The following is a 17,873-nucleotide window of genomic DNA, read 5'->3' on the forward strand; positions in this document are numbered from 1 at the left end:
CGCGACGAGCGGTCGCCCCCGACCGTTGGGAACGGTCCACACCACCTGGCGAGCGGTCGTCAACGATTGACACCCTCCGGATCCGGCCCTCCGCCACCGCATCGGCGGCACATACCGTCCCAAAGCCCGCCCATCGTGGCCACCCCGCGGCGCGCGCCTCCGCATACCCACACCCCGCGAATACCCACTCACAGACCTCCGTCGCCCGCTCCGTACCCACCCCGCCTCCCTCCGCACCCCTCTCCGCCCCATGCGCGCCCCTCCCCCACCCTCCGTCCGTCCTCCGTAGAGTCCGCGTGGGCCGCCGTTCCCTTGGCGCACTCGGCTTTCCGTCGCCCGGAAAGCCGCGCCCCGCGCCTGAGGCCGTTGGGCGCCTTCGCGGTTGCCGCCACGGGACGGGCCGCCCGCACGTGTCCGCATGGCCGCGCGTCCGCTCGCCGGGTGCCTCCGTACGCCTAGAGACGCCCCCTTGCCTGCTCAGACGCCTCGTACGCCCCTGCGCGGCGGCATGGCGAGCGGTGGGGGCGGGCATGGGGTGGCGCGGCGGGAACGGGGGTAGAGGTCGCCTGGGACCGATGCCGGGTGCCGGGACGGAGGCCGGGACGGCGGTCAGCGGACGATGGTCTCTTCGGGGAGGTGGAGGCGGGCCATCGCGCGGTCGGCGCGGCGCGGGATCCGGGCGCGGGTCAGCAGCGACACCCCGACCATCACGGCGAACGCGACGGGGGCGAGGACCATGGCGGGCTGCGCGAGGACCGCCTGCGTCCAGCCGTGCCACGGGCCGCCGAACAGCCGGACGACGCCCGCGGCGACCGCGAGCCCGCCGCCGACGACGAGGCCGGCGCCCGCGCCCGCGGCGGTGAGCCCGCGCCACCAGATGCCGAGCACCAGCAGCGGGCACAGCGAGCACGCCGACACGGTGAACGCCAGCGGGATCAGGCCCGCCGCGCCCTGCGGCCCGATCTTCGACACCAGCGTCAGCGGGACCGACAGGGCGAACACCACGCCGATGCGGAACGCGGTGATCCCGCCGCCCAGCCGCTGGAAGGTCTGCGTGGCCGTCCCCGCGATCGCGACGACGATCCCGCAGGAGGTGGAGATGAACGCGGCGAACGCGCCCGCCGCGACGAGGCCGGTCAGCAGGGCTCCGGCGGGGCCGGGCGCGAGCCGTTGCGGCAGCATCAGCACGGTCGCGTCGGTGTCGCCGGTCATGAGCAGCTCGGGCGTGTAGAGCCGTCCGAGCGCGCCGTACAGGGCCGGGAAGACGTAGAACATCGACAGCAGCACCGGCACCATCGCGGTGGTCCGGCGGGCGGCGCGCCCGCAGGTGTTGGTGTAGAAGCGCATGAGGATGTGCGGCAGCCCCATGGTGCCGAGCAGGATGCCGAGGAGCCCGGAGTACGCGGCGTACAGCGCGTGCTCCTGGCCGCGGCCGAACGGGATCGACCACGTCGCGCCGTCCTGGACGGGGAGGCGCTCGGCGTGCGGGACGGCCGCGCCCGGCGGGAAGACCAGCTCGGTGCCCTCGCCGACCCGGTGCCGCCCGGCGGTCAGCGTGACCGCGCGGCCGTCGTAGGAAGTCCCGTCGAGCCTGCCGCGCACGGTGACGGGCGTGTCGCCGGGCACGCGGACGCGGACGGCGGTCTCGATCCGGACGGTGGTGCGGTGGTCGAACGCGGGCAGCCGGTGGCCCGTCGGGTCGTCGCCGCCGTCCAGGTGCCACAGCGACAGCAGCGCGACGGCCGGGACCGCGACGGTGACGAGCTTGACCCAGAACTGGACGGCCTGGACGGCGGTGACGCTGCGCATCCCGCCCGAGACGACCAGGCCGAGCGCGACGCCGACGACCAGCACCCAGCCCGCCCACACCGGCGCGCCGGTGAGCACCCGCAGCGTGACGCCCGCGCCCTGGAACTGCGGCAGCAGGTAGAACCAGCCGATGAAGCAGACGCAGGCGGTGACCACGCGCCGCACGGCGGGCGACCCGAGCCGCCAGTCGGCGAAGTCGGAGATGGTGTACGCGCCGGAGCGGCGCAGCGGCGCGGTCACCAGGGCGAGCAGCAGCACGTACCCGGCGGTCGCGCCGATCGGCATCCACAGCATGTCCGCGCCGTAGGCCAGCACGAGCCCGGCGGTGCCGAGGAACGCCGCGGCGGAGATGTACTCGCTGGTGATCGCCGAGGCGTTCCACAGCGGGGTGACGCCGCGCGAGGCGACGAGGAAGTCGGAGGTCGTCCGGGTGGCGCGGCTCCCGTACGAGCCGAGGACCGCCGTCATGCCGAGCACCGCGACCAGCGCGGTGAGGGCGGCGGCCACGGCCATCACGATCACGGCCGGTCCACCAGTTCGACGAAGTCGCGCTCGACCCGTTCGGCCTGCCGGACGTGGTGGGCGGCGGCGGCGATCCAGAGGGGCTGCGTGCCGAGGGCGAGGACCAGCCACGGCAGCGGGACGCCGTGCACGCGCGCGCGGCCGAGCTCGGGCGCGAGGTACAGCAGCAGCGGCAGGCACGTGACGACGACGGCGACGGCGGCCGTGGTGACGGCCGCGATGCGGAACTGGGCGCGGATCAGCGTGCGGGCGTAGAGGGCGCCGAGTTCGGTCTGCTCGTCGAGGTCGTTGGCGAGGGTCCACCCGGCGTCCAGGACGGGGGCGCCGCCCGCGGTGCGCGGGGCCGACCTCGCCCGGTCGGTGCGGGCGCTGGACACCACGACCCGGCGCGGCTCAGTCATCGCGGCGCCCCGTCCCGTCCCGGCGGGCGTCCGGACCGGTCTCGGGAGCGGTGCGCGGACCGGGGTACGGCCCGGAGCGGAAGTCGGCGTAGGGGCCGGCCCGGGGCGGGGTGCGCGGAGCGGCGGCCGGGCCGGGGCGCGGGGCGGGCGGGCCCGCGTGGTGCCCCGCCGGCGGGCCGCCGCGGGCACCCGCGGGCGGACCGGTGAACGGGCCGGGCGGCGGGCCGGAGCGCGGGGCGGCCGGCCCCGCCTGCGGGCCCGCGGCCGGACCGGTGTGGGAGCCGGAGGACGGGCCCGGACGCGCTCCGGGCTGGGTGCCGGAGCCCTGGCCTGGGCCTGGGCCGGTGCCCGGGTTCGTCCCGGGAGGGCCGCCGGACTGGGGGTCGTTGTGGTGGAAGCGGCGGACGAGCAGGTCGCGGACCTCGCGGGTGTGGCGGCGGCTGACCGGCAGCAGCTCGTCGCCGATCTGGACGGCGGCGCGGCCCCCGTCGAAGCGCAGCTCGGTGATGTGGGCGGACGCGACGAGCGTGCTGCGGTGGATGCGGATGAACCCGGCCTCCTCCCAGCGCCGCGCGAGCGCGGCGAGCGGCATCCGGACGAGGTAGCTGCCCTCGGCGGTGTGCAGCCGGACGTAGTCGCCCTGCGCCTCGACGTGCGTGACGGCGCGGCGGGAGACCAGGCGGGTGCGCCCGCCGAGCTCGACCGGGATCATCTCGTCCTCGGGCGGGCGCTCGGGACGCCGCCGTCCTCGGCGGCGCTCGCCCGGTGCACGGCGTCGTCGACGCGGCGGACGGCTTCGGCCAGCCTTTCCGGTCGGACCGGTTTCAGCAGGTAGTCGAGGGCGCCCAGCTCGTACGCGGCGACGGCGCAGTCGTCGTGCGCGGTCACGAACACCACCTGCGGGGGCGCGGCGAAGCCCGACAGCAGCCGGGTGAAGTCGAGGCCGTCGAGCCCCGGCATGCGGATGTCGAGGAACACCGCGTCGAGCCGTTCGCCCGCGACCAGCATGCGGCTGAGGTCGCGCAGGGCCTCGGCCGCCTCGCCGGCTCCGGTCACCCTCTCGATGCGCGGATCCTTGCGCAGCAGGAAGGTCAGTTCCTCCAGGGCGGGAAGTTCGTCGTCGACGGCGAGCACGCGGAGCATACGAGGACTTTGCCGCGATTACCGTCTGTCCGCAATCGGTTTCATAAGGTGATGGTCGATTCGTCAGTCCGGAAAGACCCCCGGACGGTACTTCGGTACGCGCAGGTTGACCTTCGTGCCCGCGCCGAGGGCCGTCTCGACGGTCAGGCCGTACTCGTCGCCGTAGACCTGCCGCATCCGCTCGTCGACGTTGGCGAGGCCGATGCCGGCGCCCGCGCCGCTGCGCCGCTCCCGCCCGGCGGGCCCGGCGCCCGCGGTCAGCACCTCCTGGAGCCGGTCGGGGTCCATGCCGACGCCGTCGTCCTCGACGCTGATCGCCGCCTCGGGCCCGGCGTCCCGCGCGACGATCTTGATGTGGAACGCCGTGCGGGCGCCCTCCATGCCGTGCCTGATCGCGTTCTCCACGAGCGGCTGGAGAGACAGGAACGGCACGGCGACCGGCAGCACCTCCGGGGCGATCTCCACGCTGAACTGGAGCCGCTCGCCGAAACGGGCACGTTCCAGCAGCAGGTAGCGGTCGATGGAGCGCAGCTCGTCGGCGAGGGTGGTGAAGTCGCGCGGGTTGCGGAACGAGTAGCGGGCGAAGTCGGCGAAGTCGAGCAGCAGCTCGCGGGCGCGCTCGGGGTCGGTGCGGACGAACGAGGCGATCGTCGTCAGCGAGTTGTAGACGAAGTGCGGCGAGATCTGCGCGCGCAGCGCCCGCATCTCGGCCTCGGCGAGGCGGGCGCGGGAGGAGTCGAGCTCGGCGAGTTCGAGCTGGCTGGAGATCCAGCGGGCCACCTCCCCGACGGCCCGCACGCGCGCGGTGGACGCCGAGGGCCCGTACGCGGCGAGCACGCCCTCGACGCGGCCCTCGACGGTGAGCGGGGCGACCATGGCGACCTTGACCCGGCAGAACGGGTCGTCGCAGGCGACGAGGTCGGGGTTCACGACGCGGGGGCGGCCGGACGCCAGCACGGGGCGCGCGTGCGCGAGGGCCTCGGCGGCGTGCGCGTCCTCGCCGGTGCCGTCCCAGACGAGCAGGCGCCCGTGCTCGTGGTCGTCCGGGCCGGACTCGCCGTCCCCGCCCGCGTCGGCGTCGCCGTCGGTCCCGTCGCCGGGCGGGCCGACGCCGATCAGCACGATCGCCTCGGCGCCGAGCAGGGTGCGCAGGTGCCGGGCGGCCTTGCGCGCCGAGTCGCGGGTCAGGCCGCCGCGCAGGGACGGCGATGCGCGGGAGATGGTGTGCAGGGCGGCGAACGTCGCGTCGTCGGCCGGGGTCGCGAAGCCGCCCTTGCGGGTGAGGCGCCAGCGGCGCAGCGCGCAACCGCCCGCGCCCGCTCCCAAGACGAGGACGATCGCCAGCGTGTCAGGAACGGACGGTACGACCATGACAACTCACGGTAATGGCGTACCGGGGCCCGCGCAGCGGAATCCCCACCGGTATCCGCGCGGGCGAAGACCCCGGAAGCCCGTCCCCGCCGAACGATCCGGGCGCGTCCGGCCCTGGGGGCGGCCCGGCTCCGACAACCGCGGTCAGAGCGGCGGGGACTCGCCCTCGTCCTCCTGGTACGAGTAGCGCTGCTCCCGCCAGGGGTCGGCCACGTTGTGGTAGCCGCGCTCCTCCCAGAAGCCGCGCCGGTCCTTGACCAGGTACTCGACGGCGCGGACCCACTTGACGCTCTTCCACGCGTACAGGTGCGGGACGACGAGGCGGATCGGGAAGCCGTGGTCGGGGCTGAGCCGTTCGCCGTCGCGGTGGGTGGCGAACATGGTGCCCTCGGAGAGAAAGTCGGTCATGCGGATGTTGGCGCTGTAGCCGTACTCGGCCCACACCATCACGTGCGTGACCTCGGGCGCGGGCGGCGCCAGCTCCACGATCGCGGCGCCGGGGACGCCGGCCCACTCGTTGTCGGGGATCGTGAACTTGGTGACGCAGTGGAAGTCGGCCACCGTTGTGATCCTCGGCAGGGCCTCGAACTCGTCCCACGTCCAGCGGTGCTGCCCGCCCGACTCGGTGGCGCCGAACACGCGGAAGTCCCAGTCCTTCGGGCGGAACTTCGGCACCGGGCCGTAGTGCAGGACCGGCCATCCGCGCGGGACGTACTGGCCGGGCGGCAGGGCCCGCGGCTCCGGCGACCGCTCCGGCTCGGACGGCCGTCCGGTGTCACGCGGCCGTTCCGGCGGCGGCTCCGGCGAGGGCTCTTCGGGTGGGGACATGACGCGGCCATCCTGCCATCCGGCGTGAGCTGAGCCATATTCGGGGGCTCACCCCGAGGACTCCGCCCCATGGGCTACTCTGAGGCCCATGCGCAACGTCGTGTATTTCTTTTGGTACGACCAGCCCGGGAGGCTGGTCTGCCAGACGCTGCGCTGACAGACCACAAGGCGAGAAGCCCCGGGCCGGACGGCCCGGGGCTTTCGTCGTTCCAGGGGTCGGTCCGTTTCCAGGGGTTTTTCTGGCGGGGCCCGCGCGGGCGCCCGCAGGATGAGAGAGGCAGCAACATGGTCGTCGTCATGGCCCCGGAGGCCACCGAGGCAGATATCAAGGGCGTCGTCTCACTGGTCGAGACCGCAGGAGGCGACGCCTTCGTCAGCCGCGGCGTGGAGCGGACCATCGTCGGCCTGGTCGGGGACGTCCAGCAGTTCGGCACGCTGAACCTGCGCGGGATGCGCGGGGTGAGCGACGTGATCCGCATCTCCGCGCCGTACAAGCTGGTCAGCCGCGAGAACCACCGCGAGCGCTCCATCGTGCGCGTCGGCGGCGTCCCGATCGGCCCCGGCACGATGACCCTGATCGCCGGGCCGTGCGCGGTGGAGACCCCCGAGCAGACCCTCCAGGCGGCGCAGATGGCCAAGGCCGCGGGCGCCACCCTGCTGCGGGGCGGGGCGTTCAAGCCGCGCACCTCGCCGTACGCGTTCCAGGGGCTCGGCGAGGCCGGGCTGCGGATCCTCGCGGACGTGCGCGCCGAGACCGGCATGCCGATCGTGACCGAGGTGGTGAACGCGGCCGACGTCGAGCTGGTCGCCTCGTACGCCGACATGCTCCAGATCGGCACCCGCAACGCGCAGAACTTCGCGCTGCTCCAGGCCGCGGGCGAGGCGGGCAAGCCGGTGATGCTGAAGCGCGGCATGAGCGGCACCATCGAGGAGTGGCTGATGTCCGCCGAGTACGTCGCGCAGCGCGGGAACCTGGACATCGTGCTGTGCGAGCGGGGCATCCGGACGTTCGAGAAGGCCACCCGCAACACCCTGGACATCTCCGCCGTGCCGGTGGCCCAGCGCCTCTCCCACCTGCCGGTGATCATCGACCCGTCGCACTCGGGCGGCAGCCGCGACCTGGTGCTGCCGCTCACCCGGGCGGGCATCGCGGTCGGCGCGGACGGCGTGATCATCGACGTCCACCCGCACCCCGAGACCGCGCTGTGCGACGGCCCGCAGGCGCTGGTGGACGGCGACCTGCGCGAGCTGGCCAAGCTCGTCCGCGACCTGCCGCCCCTGGTCGGCCGCGCCCTGACCGAGACGCCCGACGGCGTCCCCGCCTGACGCCCGGACGGCCCGTTCGCCCCTGACGCCGCCCTTCCGCGTACCGCCGTCACGAGCGCGCCCCCGGGCCCGCCGTGACGGCGGTCGGCGATGCGTGGGGTAATGTCGGGAACATGGACTACTGGACCGCCAACTGCGGCCCGCCCGTCTCCTGACGGGGCGCGGCGACACTCTCCCCTGAGAACCCAGGCCCGGCGCTGAAACGCCGGCCGCCCGTCTGACGGCGGCCCGCGCGCCACGGGCCTTTTTCCTGCGCCCCGAATCCGGATGTTCTTCTTCCGATTCGAGCTCAGGAGCAGTTCTCCGTGTCCGTGCGCACCTTCACCCAACGCACCCTCGCGTCCCGCGCCGCCCGTTCCGGCGCCTCCGGCGACGGCGACGGCGGGCGGCCCGGCCAGGGCGCCCGCCTCGGCGGTCGCGCCGAGATCCTCGCCGCCGCCTGCCTGTGGGGGACGGCGGGTCCCGCGTCCACCCTCGCCCCGATCTCCTCCGTCGGCGTCTCGTCCGTCCGCATCGTCCTCGGCGGGCTGCTGCTGCTCGCCTGGGCGGCCCTCACCGCGCGCGGCGCCGGGCTGCTCGCGCTGCTGCGGCGCGGCGGCCGGACGCGCGCGCTGCTGGCCGTCGGGGTCGTCTGCACCGGCCTGTACCAGACCTCCTACTACGCGTCCGTGGACCGTACGGGCGTGGCCGTCGCCACGATCGTGTCCGTCGGATGCGCCCCCGCGTTCGCCGGGCTCATCGACCGGCGGGGCCTGTCGCGCCGGTGGGCGGTCTCCACGGTCGGCGCCGTGGCCGGGTGCGCGCTGCTCGTCGGCGGAGGCGAGGGCGCGGGCGCCGACCCGGCCGGCGTCCTGCTCGCGCTGCTGTGCGGGTTCGTGTACGCCGTCTACACGACGATCACGTCCCGGCTGCTCGCGCGCGGCGAGCAGGACCGGGCCATCGTGGGCGTGCTGTTCGGCGGCGCCGCCCTGGTGCTGCTGCCGGTGCCGTTCCTCCTGCCGTCCGGCTGGTTCCTGACGGGGACGGGCATGCTGGTCACCGGCTACCTGGGGATCATCACGATCACGGTGGCGTACGCGCTGTTCGCCAAGGGCCTGCGCACCACCCCGGCCGCGACCGCGACGACGCTGACGCTGGCCGAGCCCGCCGTCGCGGCGCTGATCGGGCTGACGCTGCTCGGCGAGCACCTCGGCCCGGTCGCGCTCGGCGGGCTCGGCCTGCTGGCGGCGAGCCTCGTCGTGCTGGTGCTGTGAGTCCCTGACCGGGCCGGTAACAAATTGGTCTGAACCACTCGCCAGGACGGGACGCGGCGAGGATGATGTCCGGCATGACGACGGGCGAAGGCGACGCCGCCGGACGGCTGTTCCCCGAGGACCTCGACGGCGTCGATCCGGTGGCCGCGGTGATGCTGGCCGACGCGTGCCGCTCCATCTCCGCGTACCCGGACCTGGTGGTGGTCGGCCCGCTGTTCACCGCGGCGGAACGGGTCGCGGGCGGCTGGCAGGTCGTCTGCCCCTGCGACCCGTTCCCCCAGGGCGCCCGCGAGCTGCTCGGCGTCCACCTGGAGGACCGGGCCGCGCTCGCGGGCGACGCGCCGGGCCGGGAGCTGCGGGCGGCGGCGCGGACCGTCCAGTCCGAGCCGCGCGACGAGGTGCGGGCGGCGGGGCGGCGGTTCCGGGTCGTACGGATCGAGCAGCTCGTCCGCAGCGGCCCGGACGGGCCCGAGCCGCCCCGCCCCACCGACCTCGACCCGGCTCCCGGGGCCCGCGCCCGGCGCGGCGCCCGGCCCGCCGCGCGCGCCTACGACCTGCTGCGCGACGGGCAGGAGACTCCCGACATGGCGACGGCCGAGCTGCTGTGCCAGGTGCTGGACGCGGCGGCGCGCGAGGGCACCGAGCCGTCCGACGCGTTCCTGACGCCGCTGTCGCTGGCGCCCGCGTTCACGATCGCCGAACGGCACGAGGGCCGGTGGCGTCCGGTCGGGCGGCTGCACGAGACCCCGCGCAGGCCCGCGCGTCGCTCGCCACGTACTTCCGGCACGTCGTCCCGGCCGTGGAGCAGCCGGGCGAGGAGGACCTGGCCGGCTACGCCGAGGCCGGCGACCTGATGGCCGACGGCTCCCGCCGCAACGGCATCGAGGTCGCGGGCCGCCGCTTCCGCGTCGTGAGGATCGAACGCATCACCCTCATGGGCCCCGACGGCCCAGAGCCCCCACGCCCCACCGACTGACCTTGTTGGCTGGAACCGTGGCCCTCGGGCTACCGAATCAGGCGCTGCCGTAGACGGGGCGGTGCTCCTGGACGGAGTCGGCGAGCTGGTCGGCGAGGTCGGCGGCGTCGAGGCGCTTCTCGATCTGCCGCAGGTCGTCGATCTTGGCCTTGGTCTCGGCGCGGCGCGGGGCGAGCATCGTGCAGCAGTCCTCGTCGGGCAGCTCGGAGATCGACAGGGTGCGCACCCGGCGCGCCTGGTCCATGATCTCGATCTTGTCCATGCCGACGAGGGGCCGCAGGATCGGCAGCTCGACCGCGTCGTCCAGCGCGGTGATGTTGGTGAGGGTCTGGCTGCTGACCTGGCCGAGCGCGTCGCCGGTGATCAGCGCGGAGCCGCGCAGCCGGCGGGCGAGGACCTCGCCGGTGCGCAGCATCAGCCGGCGCTGCGCGATCACCGCGAGGCGGTCGGCGCCGGACGACTTGATCTGCTGCTGGGCCTTGCCGAACGGCACGACGAACAGCCGCGACCCGCCCTGGAACTTGTCCAGCTCGCGCACCAGCGCGTACGCCTTGTAGATCGACTCCGGCCGGTGAAAGGCATCCCGGAGAAGTGCAGGTAGTCGACCCGCAGGCCGCGCCGCATCATCCGGTAGGCGGCAACGGGCGAGTCGATGCCGCCCGACATCAGGACCAGGGCCCGGCCGCTCATCCCGACCGGGAGGCCGCCCTGGCCGGGCAGCCCGCCGGAGAACACGAACACCTCGTCGCGGTCGACCTCGATCGACACGGTGTGGTCGGGGTCCTTGAGCCTGACCGGCAGCCCGTAGCGGTCGGCGATCCTGCCGCCGACCAGGCGGTCCAGCTCGGTGGAGGTCAGCGGGAACCGCTTGTCGCGCCGCCGCGACCGGACCGCGAAGCTGCCGGTGCGCCCGTCCATCAGCTCCAGGGCGGCCTTCTCGACGCTCTCGACGTCCTTGCCGACGCGCCAGGCGCGGTGGCACCAGACGATGCCCATGACGTCGCTGATGCGGGCGGCGAGCCGGTCGACGAGTTCGGCGGTGGCGTCCTTGGTGCGGACGATGAACACGCCGTGCCGCCTGATCACGTCCACCCGAGCGATCGGCCGGACGGCCTGGCGGACGTTGTCGGCGAGCCGCCTCTCGAACAGCTCGCGGTTCTTCCCTTTGAGGACGACCTCGCCCAGCTTCAGCAGCACGCAGGGCTCGCCGTCCACCGGCGAGTGCTCGCGGACCACAGCGGGCGCGGCATCGAGCGTGGTCATGGCGGGGGTCCTCCAAGGAAAGCAAGGAAAGCAAGGAAAAAGGGGCAACGCTCTAGTGTGGCCCAGAGTTCGCAACGCCGCGACCCGGAAACCTGTTCCCCGCGCCGCGCCTCTGGGGCGAGACGCCACCGGGGCCTGGACGCACGACGCCCCGGAGGCCGGTGGACGGCTCCGGGGCGTTCGGGCGTTCGGGGCGTTCGGGCGGGCCGGTCAGCCGAAGAAGACCTCGGCCTCGGCGTAGCGCTCCAGCGGGACGGTCTTGATCTCCTTGGTGGCCTCGTCGAGGCCGACCCGGACGATGTCGGTGCCGCGCAGCGAGACCATCTTGCCGTAGTCGCCGTCGGACACCGCGTCGATGGCCTGGAGGCCGAAGCGGGTGGCGAGGACCCGGTCGAACGCGGAGGGCGTGCCGCCGCGCTGGATGTGGCCGAGCACGGTGGCGCGGGCCTCCTTGCCGGTGCGCCGCTCGATCTCGTCGGCGAGGCGCGGGCCGATGCCGCCGAGCCGGACGTGGCCGAACGCGTCGCGCTCGCCGGTCTGGAGCTCCATCTGGCCGTCGAGCGGGTGGGCGCCCTCGGACACGACGATGATCGGCGCGTAGCGGGTCTTGAAGCGGCTCTCGACGTACTGGACGACCTTCTCGATGTCGAACGGCCGCTCGGGGATGAGGATCACGTTGGCGCCGGCGGCCATCCCCGCGTGCAGCGCGATCCAGCCCGCGTGCCGGCCCATGACCTCGCAGATCAGCGCGCGGTGGTGGCTCTCGGCGGTGGTGTGCAGCCGGTCGATCGCCTCGGTCGCGATGTTGACCGCGGTGTCGAACCCGAAGGTGTAGTCGGTGGCGTTGAGGTCGTTGTCGATGGTCTTGGGGACCCCGACGACGTTGACGCCGTTGGCGTGCAGCTCGCGCGCCACGCCGAGGGTGTCCTCGCCGCCGATCGCGATGAGCGCGTCGACGCCGAGCCCGGCGAGGTTGTCCTTGATCCGCTCGATGCCGCCCTCGACCTTGATCGGATTGGTCCGGGACGACCCGAGGATCGTGCCGCCCCGCGGCAGGATGCCGCGGACGGCCTGGACGTCGAGGGCCACGGTGTCGCCCTCCAGGGGGCCCCGCCACCCGGCCCTGAAGCCCACGAACTCGTACCCGAAGACCTGCACGCCCTTGCGCACCACGGCGCGGATGACGGCGTTCAGACCGGGGCAGTCCCCGCCTCCGGTCAGCACTCCGACGCGCATGCCCTCTCCCTCTCCTGACACCGGGCTCCTCCCTCGACTCCTGGCGGCCAGCCTAGCGGCCGGGACACGGCCCCACCGGGCATTGCGCGCTCGTCCCGGCGTGCCGCCATTGGTCTAGACCATAGTGCGTCGGCGGACCACGCGCAGCCGTCCGCGCACCTGGACCGCGAGACCGCCGGGCACCCGCCGGACGGCCAGGAGGCGGCGGCGCGGCTCGCGGTCCCCGCCGTACGACCAGCGGGCCTCGGCGACGGCCAGTTCGGTGCGCGCGGCGGCGGGCAGGTCCGCGTGGTGCGCGCGGGCGAAGTCCCACCCGTCGCGCAGGGAGCCGCGGGTGGGGCGCTCGGCGGCCCAGGCGGCGAACGCGTCCGTCCAGCCGCCGCCGTACGAGGCGGCGAGCGCGGGCCAGGCGCGGGCGGTGTCGCCGGCCCGCTTGCCGAGGATGGCGCGGGCGGCGGCGGCCACGTCTCCGGCGTCGAAGCCGTCCGGCAGCGGCCCGCCCGCGGTCATCGCGCGGACCAGGGCCTCCTGCGCCGCGGCCAGGCCGGCGTCGAGGGGCTCGGGCCGTTCGGGCGGGCGCGCGGTCATGCGGCCCCGGCCGCCGGGCCCGGCGCGGTCACCGGGTCCATCCCGGCCGCCGCCGCGATGGCGTCGAGCTCGGCGCGCAGCTCGGCGGCCGGCGGGTAGCGGCCGTCGCGTTCGAGGAGGAGGCCGGGCGGGCGGCGCCGGGCGCACAGCTCCCCGACCAGGTCGAGGACGGCCCGCGGCACGGGCGCGGTGTGCGTGTCGTGGTAGCGGCCCCCGCGCTCGGCGCCCCCGGCGACGTGGCAGTACGCGACGCGTTCGAGGGGCAGCCGGTCGAGGAGGGCGGCCGGGTCCTCGCCCCGGTTGCGGGCGTTGGCGTAGACGTTGGCGACGTCGAGCAGGAGCAGCGCCCCGGTGCGTTCGAGCAGCTCGGTGAGGAACGCGCCCTCGTCGTACTCGGCGTCCGGCCACTCGAACAGCGCGGCGATGGGCTCGACGGCGAGCGGCACCGGCAGCCCGTCCTGGGTGCGGCGGATGTTGGCGGTGAGGACGTCGAGCGACGCGCGCGTGCGCGGGACGGGCAGCAGGTGCCCGGCCTCGATCCCGCCCGCCCGGACGAACGCGACGTGCTCGCTGACCAGCGGGGCGCCGAGGGCCTCCGCGCACGCGGCGAGGTGCGCGACCCGTTCGGGAGCGACGGGCTCGGCCCCGCCGAGCGACAGCCGCACGCCGTGCGGGACGATCCGCACGCCCCGGTCGCGCAGGGCGAGCAGGTCGCGGGGCGGGTGGCCGAGGTGGACGGACTCGGCGATCACCTCGGTGAAGCCGAGCCCGGGCAGGCCGCCGACGAAACCGGAGATCTCCGGCCGCCAGCCGATCCCGATGCCGAGACCTCCGGGACCGCCGGGACCGCCGGGACCGCCGCCCGGGGTGCCGGGTGGCCGGGTCATCCGCCGCAACCCCCGCAACCGCCGCAGCCCCGCCTCCGCCTCCGCTGCACCCGCTTCCGCAGCCGCCGCCGATGTCGCCGCCGCCCGAGGGCGAGAGCTGGCCGTGGATGTCGGAGGTCTCGGCGAACGCCGGGTCGAAGCTCGCCAGCGCCGTCGCGCCGAACACCGCGACGCCGAGGGCCGTCGCGGCGCCGCCGTACGTCGTCCACGCGGGCTGCCGCGCGGGGTCGAGGTGGGCGTACCGCTCGCGGAAGCCCGCGGCGACGCGGTCGCCCGCGCGCGTCCGCCCCTCCGGGTCGACCATGAGGTAGAGCAGGAAGAGGCTCGTCACGATGAGCGCCGCGATGAGGAAGCCCATGGGCTTGTCGCCCCGTACCGCCGCCACGAGCCGCGCGACCGCGACGAGCCACACCGCGGCGAACGGGAGCGAGGCGAGGCGGCGCCGCGCGTGGTCGGCCGGCGACAGGAGCAGCCCCTCGCGGGAGAGCCCCTGGCGCAGCTCGTCCAGCGCCGTCTTGACCTGCGGCGAGTCGGCCACGTCACCCGGGGAGGACGCGCCGCCGGAGGCGAGCGCGCGGTGGACGGCGTCGTCCAGCGGCGTTCCCGGGTCCCGGCGGGAGCCGGTCACGCGGATCTTGCCCTTGTCGTACGCCTCGATGGCGCCCTCGGCGCGCAGCAGGGTCAGCGCGGCGGCGACGGCGCGGCGGCCCTCCCCGAGGAGGTAGGCCACCTCGTACGGGTGCAGGTCGCGCGCCGGGTCGCGGCCGGGCGCGCACAGGCGGCGGGTGAGCACCACCAGCACGTACACCACGATCGCGGCGGGGACGTACAGCCCCCAGAGGAACAGCGGTCCGGGCACACCCCACGTGTCGCCCGCTGCGGCCAGCGGCATCGGTCCTCTCCCCTCGTCCGCCGGTCATCCCGGCCCCCGGCACCCTCGGGGACGCGGTCACTCCTCCTGATCGAGGCCCTTCTCGATCGCGTACCGGACGAGCTCGACCCGGTTGTGGAGCTGGAGCTTGCCGAGGGTGTTCTGTACGTGATTCTGAACGGTCCGGTGGGAGAGCACCAGCCGCTGGGCGATCTGCTTGTAGGTCAGTCCCTTGGCGACGAGCCTGAGCACCTCGGTCTCGCGCTCGGTGAGGCGCGGCGCGTCGTCGTCCTCGCGGCTCGGGGCGGCGGCGAGCCGCCGGTACTCGCCGAGGACGAGCCCGGCGAGGCCGGGGGTGAACACGGCGTCGCCGTCGCCGGTGCGCCGCACCGCGCCGAGGAACTCCTCGCGCGCCGCCGACTTCAGCAGGTAGCCGGTCGCCCCCGCCTTCACCGCCTCCAGGACATCCTGCTGCTCGCCGCTGGCCGACAGGACCAGCACCCGCACGGGCGGGTCGGCCGCGGCGAGGTGGCGCGTGACCTCCACGCCGCTGATGTCGGGCAGTTGCAGGTCGACGACCGCGACCTGCGGGCGGGCCGCCGCCGCGACGCGCACCGCCGTGCGCCCGTCGCCCGCCGTGGCGACCACCTCGTGGCCGGCCTCCTCCAGGTCGCGGGCGACCGCCTCGCGCCACATGGGGTGGTCGTCGACCACCATCACCCTCAGGGGTTCGTCGCTCACGCACGCCACCTTACGGCCGGGACCGGGCGGAACATCCCCATTGTCCGGCAATGGCGGCCGGTCAGCGCGGCGGGGCGGAGGGGACCGTCAGCTCGATCTCGGTCCCCTCGCCCTCGGCGGAGAAGATCGTCGCCTCGCCGCCGAGGTCGCGGATCCGGCCGCGGATGCTCTGCGCGACGCCGAGGCGGCCGTCGGCGGCGGCCTCCTCCAGCCGTCCCGGCGGCATGCCGGGGCCGTCGTCGCGGACGCTGACGACGACCTCGCCCGCGCCGTCGTCCTCGATCAGCACCCACGCCCGCGTGCCCTCGCCGCCGTGCTCGCGGACGTTGTCCAGCGCGGCGGCGACCGCCGCGTCCACCTCCCGCGCGGCGTGCTCGGGCAGCAGCACCGGCGTGGCGGGCGCCGAGACCGTCACGGTGGTGGACGCGTACGCGTTGAGCAGCGGACGCAGGTCGGCGCGCTCGCCTACGTCCGGACCGGCCGCGCCCGCCGCGCCGCCGGGCCGCGCGCCGTTCGACGGCGCGGCGGACCGGGCGGCCTTCACCGAACGCGGGACCGGCAGCGGCGGGGCGGGCGGCGCCGCGGCGATCAGCGTGCGGAGCGCGGCCTCCTGCTCGCCCGCGAGGCGGCCGAGCTCGGCCGCCTCGCCGCCGAGCTCCCCGCCCCGCCGCTGCACCATCGCGAGGACCTGGAGCACCGAGTCGTGGATGCGGCGGGCGAGCCGTTCGCGCTCGCGGGTCGCGGCCTCCATCTCGACGGCGCGGGCCAGCCGCGCCTCGGCGTCGAGGGCGAGCTTGACGACGTGGCCGACGACGAGTCCGGCCAGGAACAGCAGGACGACCCCGTTGACGGTCGAGGGCATCAGCCGGTGCGTCTCGGCGAACACGTGGACGAGGAAGTTGGCCGCCGTGAGCACCGCGGCGGCGGCGAGGCCGAGCCGCTTGCCGCCGTACACCGCCCACGACAGGACGGCCGCGGCCACCCAGGAGACCGGCAGCGTCGGGCGGCCGTCGGCCAGGTGCGCGGTCGTCTCCACCCACGCGGTCGCGAGGAGGCACGCGACCGCGACGCCCAGGTCCGCGCCGAGGAGCGGCCAGCCGCGGCGCCGCCGCCGGCCGGGGTCGGAGAAGGCGAACGTGGCGTACGCGGTCCAGGCGGTCATCACGGCGAGCACGGCCCAGCCGCCCGCGCGGTGCTCGTACCCGCCGGAGTTCATCGCGATCAGGGCGGCGGCGTAGGCGAGCGCGGCCCAGCGGTACACCGCGACCGCGCGCCACAGCGCCGCCTCCAGCCCCATCCGCCCCCCTCGCGCCGTTCCTACTCGTCCTCGTCGACCGGACGGGCCGTCCGGCCCGACATCTCCGCCTTGACCTCGGCGGCGTAGCGGTCGACGTACTCCTGCCCGGACAGCTCCCGGATCGCCTCCATGATCTCGTCCGTGATCTTGCGGAGCACCTCGCGGTCCTCCTCCCGGCCGTAGTAGCGGGAGAAGTCCAGCGGCGCGCCGAAGCGCACGCCGGGCCGGACGCCGAGCCGCGGGACCGGCTTGCCCGGCGGCATCAGCTCGAACGTGTTGATCATCGCCATCGGGATCACCGGGACGCGGGACTTCAGCGCCAGCCGCGCGACGCCGGTCTTGCCGCGGTACAGCCGGTTGTCCGGGGCGCGGGTGCCCTCGGGGTAGATCCCGAGCAGCTTGCCCTCGCGCAGGATCCGCAGGCCCGTCTCCAGCGCGGCCTCCGCCGCCGACCCCCCGGTCCGGTCCACCGGCACGACCCCGACGCCGGTGAAGAAGCCCTTGCTGATCAGGCCCTTGATCCCCTTGCCGGTGAAGTACTCGCCCTTGCCGATGAAGAAGATCGGCCGCATCAGCGGCAGCGGCCCGAAGAAGTGGTCGGCGAACGACAGGTGGTTGCTCACCAGCAGCGCGGGCCCCTTCTTCGGGACGTTGCGCATGCCGGAGTTCTGGGGGCGCCACCCGATGTACATGATGGGCGAGAGAACGATCCTGAGCAGGATCCAGAACCAGAGCATGCCGACACCTTCCTCCGACCGCGCGTGGGGCGCGCGTTCAAGTCCCTGACAGACGGGAGATGATGGGACATCTTCCCATCCCCGCGTGAGGCTGCCCACACCCCTGCCCGCGTCCGGCCGCAGGCTACGGCCACGGACGCCCCCGGATGAACGTAGGCTCTGAGCGGGAAATCACATTCGGATGCGCCCGGGGGCTTGTCCCGGGCGGTGCAGCGAATACCGTGGGACACACGTTTCGGGGTGTCCCGGGAGTGTCGCCGCGCTCGCGCGGGCAGGCTTGCCGGGACACACGTCAATGGGGGAGCGGAGGCCGTCATGCCGGTGCTGTCGGTCACGCCGGAGTCGTCGAAGGAGCCGGCCCTTGAATCGCCGTGGCAATGGACTGTCAGCGGACACCTACGCCCCGCTGGTCGACCTGGCCCCGCACCTGGCCGACGCCATGCTGGCCGCGCTGCGGGACTCCGGGGTCGCCGCCTACGCCGCCGCGCCCGGCGACCCCGACGGCGCCGGCGAGTCGTCCGACGACGACGCGCTGGACCGGCTGTACGTGGACGTCGAGATGAAGACGGCCGCCGAGGGCATCCTGCGGGCGCACCTCGCGCGGCTCCGCGACGCGGGCGCGCG

Annotated in this window: 16 protein-coding genes and 3 pseudogenes; 4 read left to right on the forward strand and 15 right to left on the reverse strand. The window is 74.9% G+C overall.

From position 1 onward, the window contains the following. Positions 1-609 precede the first annotated feature (609 nt). The 6 genes from GEV43_RS01605 to GEV43_RS01625 all read right to left on the reverse strand — a co-directional run bounded on the left by GEV43_RS01605 (position 610) and on the right by GEV43_RS01625 (position 6,074). Positions 610-2,322: a cation acetate symporter gene (locus GEV43_RS01605; RefSeq protein ID WP_160824223.1), complete on the reverse strand. Its 1,713-nt coding sequence runs from the start codon at positions 2,320-2,322 to the stop codon at positions 610-612. 5 nt (positions 2,323-2,327) lie between these two features. Beyond that, entirely contained in the window at positions 2,328-2,732 is a 405-nt protein-coding gene (locus tag GEV43_RS01610; RefSeq protein WP_160819176.1) for a hypothetical protein, read from the reverse strand. Then, positions 2,725-3,444 (reverse strand): LytTR family DNA-binding domain-containing protein, encoded by a 720-nt coding sequence (locus GEV43_RS49110; RefSeq protein WP_241682734.1) that lies wholly within the window; start codon positions 3,442-3,444, stop codon positions 2,725-2,727. The genes GEV43_RS01610 and GEV43_RS49110 overlap by 8 nt, the downstream gene beginning before the upstream one ends. Further along, positions 3,441-3,875, reverse strand: coding sequence for a LytTR family DNA-binding domain-containing protein (locus tag GEV43_RS49115; protein ID WP_241682735.1), 435 nt, complete (start codon positions 3,873-3,875; stop codon positions 3,441-3,443). The genes GEV43_RS49110 and GEV43_RS49115 overlap by 4 nt, the downstream gene beginning before the upstream one ends. Before the next feature lie 63 nt (positions 3,876-3,938). Continuing rightward, on the reverse strand, positions 3,939-5,246 hold the full coding sequence (locus GEV43_RS01620) for a histidine kinase (protein WP_160819177.1): 1,308 nt from the start codon (positions 5,244-5,246) through the stop codon (positions 3,939-3,941). 144 nt (positions 5,247-5,390) lie between these two features. Beyond that, entirely contained in the window at positions 5,391-6,074 is a 684-nt protein-coding gene (locus GEV43_RS01625) for a sulfite oxidase-like oxidoreductase (RefSeq protein WP_160819178.1), read from the reverse strand. Between the two features lie 285 nt (positions 6,075-6,359). On the opposite strand from GEV43_RS01625, the gene aroF reads away from it, so the two are divergent. From aroF to GEV43_RS01640, 3 genes and pseudogenes are all read left to right on the forward strand, one after another. Further along, positions 6,360-7,400, forward strand: coding sequence for a 3-deoxy-7-phosphoheptulonate synthase (aroF, locus tag GEV43_RS01630; RefSeq protein ID WP_160819179.1), 1,041 nt, complete (start codon positions 6,360-6,362; stop codon positions 7,398-7,400). Between the two features lie 305 nt (positions 7,401-7,705). Further along, complete coding sequence (locus tag GEV43_RS54505) at positions 7,706-8,653, forward strand: EamA family transporter (protein WP_309239387.1); 948 nt, start codon at positions 7,706-7,708, stop codon at positions 8,651-8,653. Positions 8,654-8,805: 152 nt separating this feature from the next. Beyond that, positions 8,806-9,629, forward strand: a pseudogene (locus GEV43_RS01640) (DUF5954 family protein). 37 nt (positions 9,630-9,666) lie between these two features. Here the strand turns inward: GEV43_RS01640 and thiI are convergent. From thiI to GEV43_RS01660, 4 genes and pseudogenes are all read right to left on the reverse strand, one after another. Next, positions 9,667-10,778, reverse strand: a pseudogene (gene thiI / locus GEV43_RS01645) (tRNA uracil 4-sulfurtransferase ThiI). 324 nt (positions 10,779-11,102) lie between these two features. Beyond that, positions 11,103-12,128 carry a 6-phosphofructokinase gene (locus tag GEV43_RS01650; protein ID WP_160819181.1) on the reverse strand — a complete coding sequence of 342 codons (1,026 nt, stop codon included), beginning with the start codon at positions 12,126-12,128 and terminating at the stop codon, positions 11,103-11,105. Positions 12,129-12,242: 114 nt separating this feature from the next. After that, positions 12,243-12,716: a hypothetical protein gene (locus GEV43_RS01655; protein WP_160824225.1), complete on the reverse strand. Its 474-nt coding sequence runs from the start codon at positions 12,714-12,716 to the stop codon at positions 12,243-12,245. Further along, positions 12,713-13,603, reverse strand: a complete 891-nt coding sequence (locus tag GEV43_RS01660; RefSeq protein WP_160819182.1) for a DUF692 domain-containing protein — start codon at positions 13,601-13,603, stop codon at positions 12,713-12,715. The genes GEV43_RS01655 and GEV43_RS01660 overlap by 4 nt, the downstream gene beginning before the upstream one ends. A 71-nt stretch (positions 13,604-13,674) precedes the next feature. Between GEV43_RS01660 and GEV43_RS49120 the strand changes: the two genes are divergently transcribed. Beyond that, positions 13,675-13,914, forward strand: coding sequence for a hypothetical protein (locus GEV43_RS49120; protein WP_241682736.1), 240 nt, complete (start codon positions 13,675-13,677; stop codon positions 13,912-13,914). Here GEV43_RS49120 and GEV43_RS55825 read toward each other — a convergent pair. The 5 genes and pseudogenes from GEV43_RS55825 to GEV43_RS01685 all read right to left on the reverse strand — a co-directional run. After that, positions 13,806-14,495: pseudogene (locus GEV43_RS55825) on the reverse strand (TIGR04222 domain-containing membrane protein); the annotation flags it as partial. The gene GEV43_RS49120 and the pseudogene GEV43_RS55825 overlap by 109 nt on opposite strands. A 57-nt stretch (positions 14,496-14,552) precedes the next feature. Further along, positions 14,553-15,191, reverse strand: coding sequence for a response regulator transcription factor (locus GEV43_RS01670; RefSeq protein ID WP_160824226.1), 639 nt, complete (start codon positions 15,189-15,191; stop codon positions 14,553-14,555). Between the two features lie 85 nt (positions 15,192-15,276). After that, positions 15,277-16,512: a MacS family sensor histidine kinase gene (gene macS, locus GEV43_RS01675; protein WP_160819183.1), complete on the reverse strand. Its 1,236-nt coding sequence runs from the start codon at positions 16,510-16,512 to the stop codon at positions 15,277-15,279. Positions 16,513-16,532: 20 nt separating this feature from the next. Next, entirely contained in the window at positions 16,533-17,249 is a 717-nt protein-coding gene (locus tag GEV43_RS01680; RefSeq protein WP_160819184.1) for a 1-acyl-sn-glycerol-3-phosphate acyltransferase, read from the reverse strand. Positions 17,250-17,634: 385 nt separating this feature from the next. Beyond that, a complete protein-coding gene (locus GEV43_RS01685) occupies positions 17,635-17,844 on the reverse strand; it encodes a hypothetical protein (protein WP_160819185.1) in 210 nt (69 codons plus the stop codon). Between the last annotated feature and the right edge of the window lie 29 nt (positions 17,845-17,873).

This window comes from Actinomadura sp. J1-007 (assembly GCF_009793335.1).
GTDB lineage: Bacteria > Actinomycetota > Actinomycetes > Streptosporangiales > Streptosporangiaceae > Spirillospora > Spirillospora yumaensis.

Excerpts from the sequence above, each read along its gene's own strand:
- aroF (WP_160819179.1), top strand. The coding sequence starts at position 6,360 with ATGGTCGTCGTCATGGCCCCGGAGGCCACCGAGGCAGATATCAAGGGC.
- GEV43_RS49120 (WP_241682736.1), top strand. The coding sequence starts at position 13,675 with ATGTCGCCGCCGCCCGAGGGCGAGAGCTGGCCGTGGATGTCGGAGGTC.
- GEV43_RS01655 (WP_160824225.1), bottom strand. The coding sequence starts at position 12,716 with ATGACCGCGCGCCCGCCCGAACGGCCCGAGCCCCTCGACGCCGGCCTG.
- GEV43_RS01650 (WP_160819181.1), bottom strand. The coding sequence starts at position 12,128 with ATGCGCGTCGGAGTGCTGACCGGAGGCGGGGACTGCCCCGGTCTGAAC.
- GEV43_RS01610 (WP_160819176.1), bottom strand. The coding sequence starts at position 2,732 with ATGACTGAGCCGCGCCGGGTCGTGGTGTCCAGCGCCCGCACCGACCGG.
- macS (WP_160819183.1), bottom strand. The coding sequence starts at position 16,512 with ATGGGGCTGGAGGCGGCGCTGTGGCGCGCGGTCGCGGTGTACCGCTGG.
- GEV43_RS01625 (WP_160819178.1), bottom strand. The coding sequence starts at position 6,074 with ATGTCCCCACCCGAAGAGCCCTCGCCGGAGCCGCCGCCGGAACGGCCG.
- GEV43_RS01620 (WP_160819177.1), bottom strand. The coding sequence starts at position 5,246 with ATGGTCGTACCGTCCGTTCCTGACACGCTGGCGATCGTCCTCGTCTTG.
- GEV43_RS49110 (WP_241682734.1), bottom strand. The coding sequence starts at position 3,444 with ATGATCCCGGTCGAGCTCGGCGGGCGCACCCGCCTGGTCTCCCGCCGC.
- GEV43_RS01605 (WP_160824223.1), bottom strand. The coding sequence starts at position 2,322 with ATGGCCGTGGCCGCCGCCCTCACCGCGCTGGTCGCGGTGCTCGGCATG.
- GEV43_RS01660 (WP_160819182.1), bottom strand. The coding sequence starts at position 13,603 with ATGACCCGGCCACCCGGCACCCCGGGCGGCGGTCCCGGCGGTCCCGGC.
- GEV43_RS01680 (WP_160819184.1), bottom strand. The coding sequence starts at position 17,249 with ATGCTCTGGTTCTGGATCCTGCTCAGGATCGTTCTCTCGCCCATCATG.
- GEV43_RS01670 (WP_160824226.1), bottom strand. The coding sequence starts at position 15,191 with ATGGTGGTCGACGACCACCCCATGTGGCGCGAGGCGGTCGCCCGCGAC.
- GEV43_RS49115 (WP_241682735.1), bottom strand. The coding sequence starts at position 3,875 with ATGCTCCGCGTGCTCGCCGTCGACGACGAACTTCCCGCCCTGGAGGAA.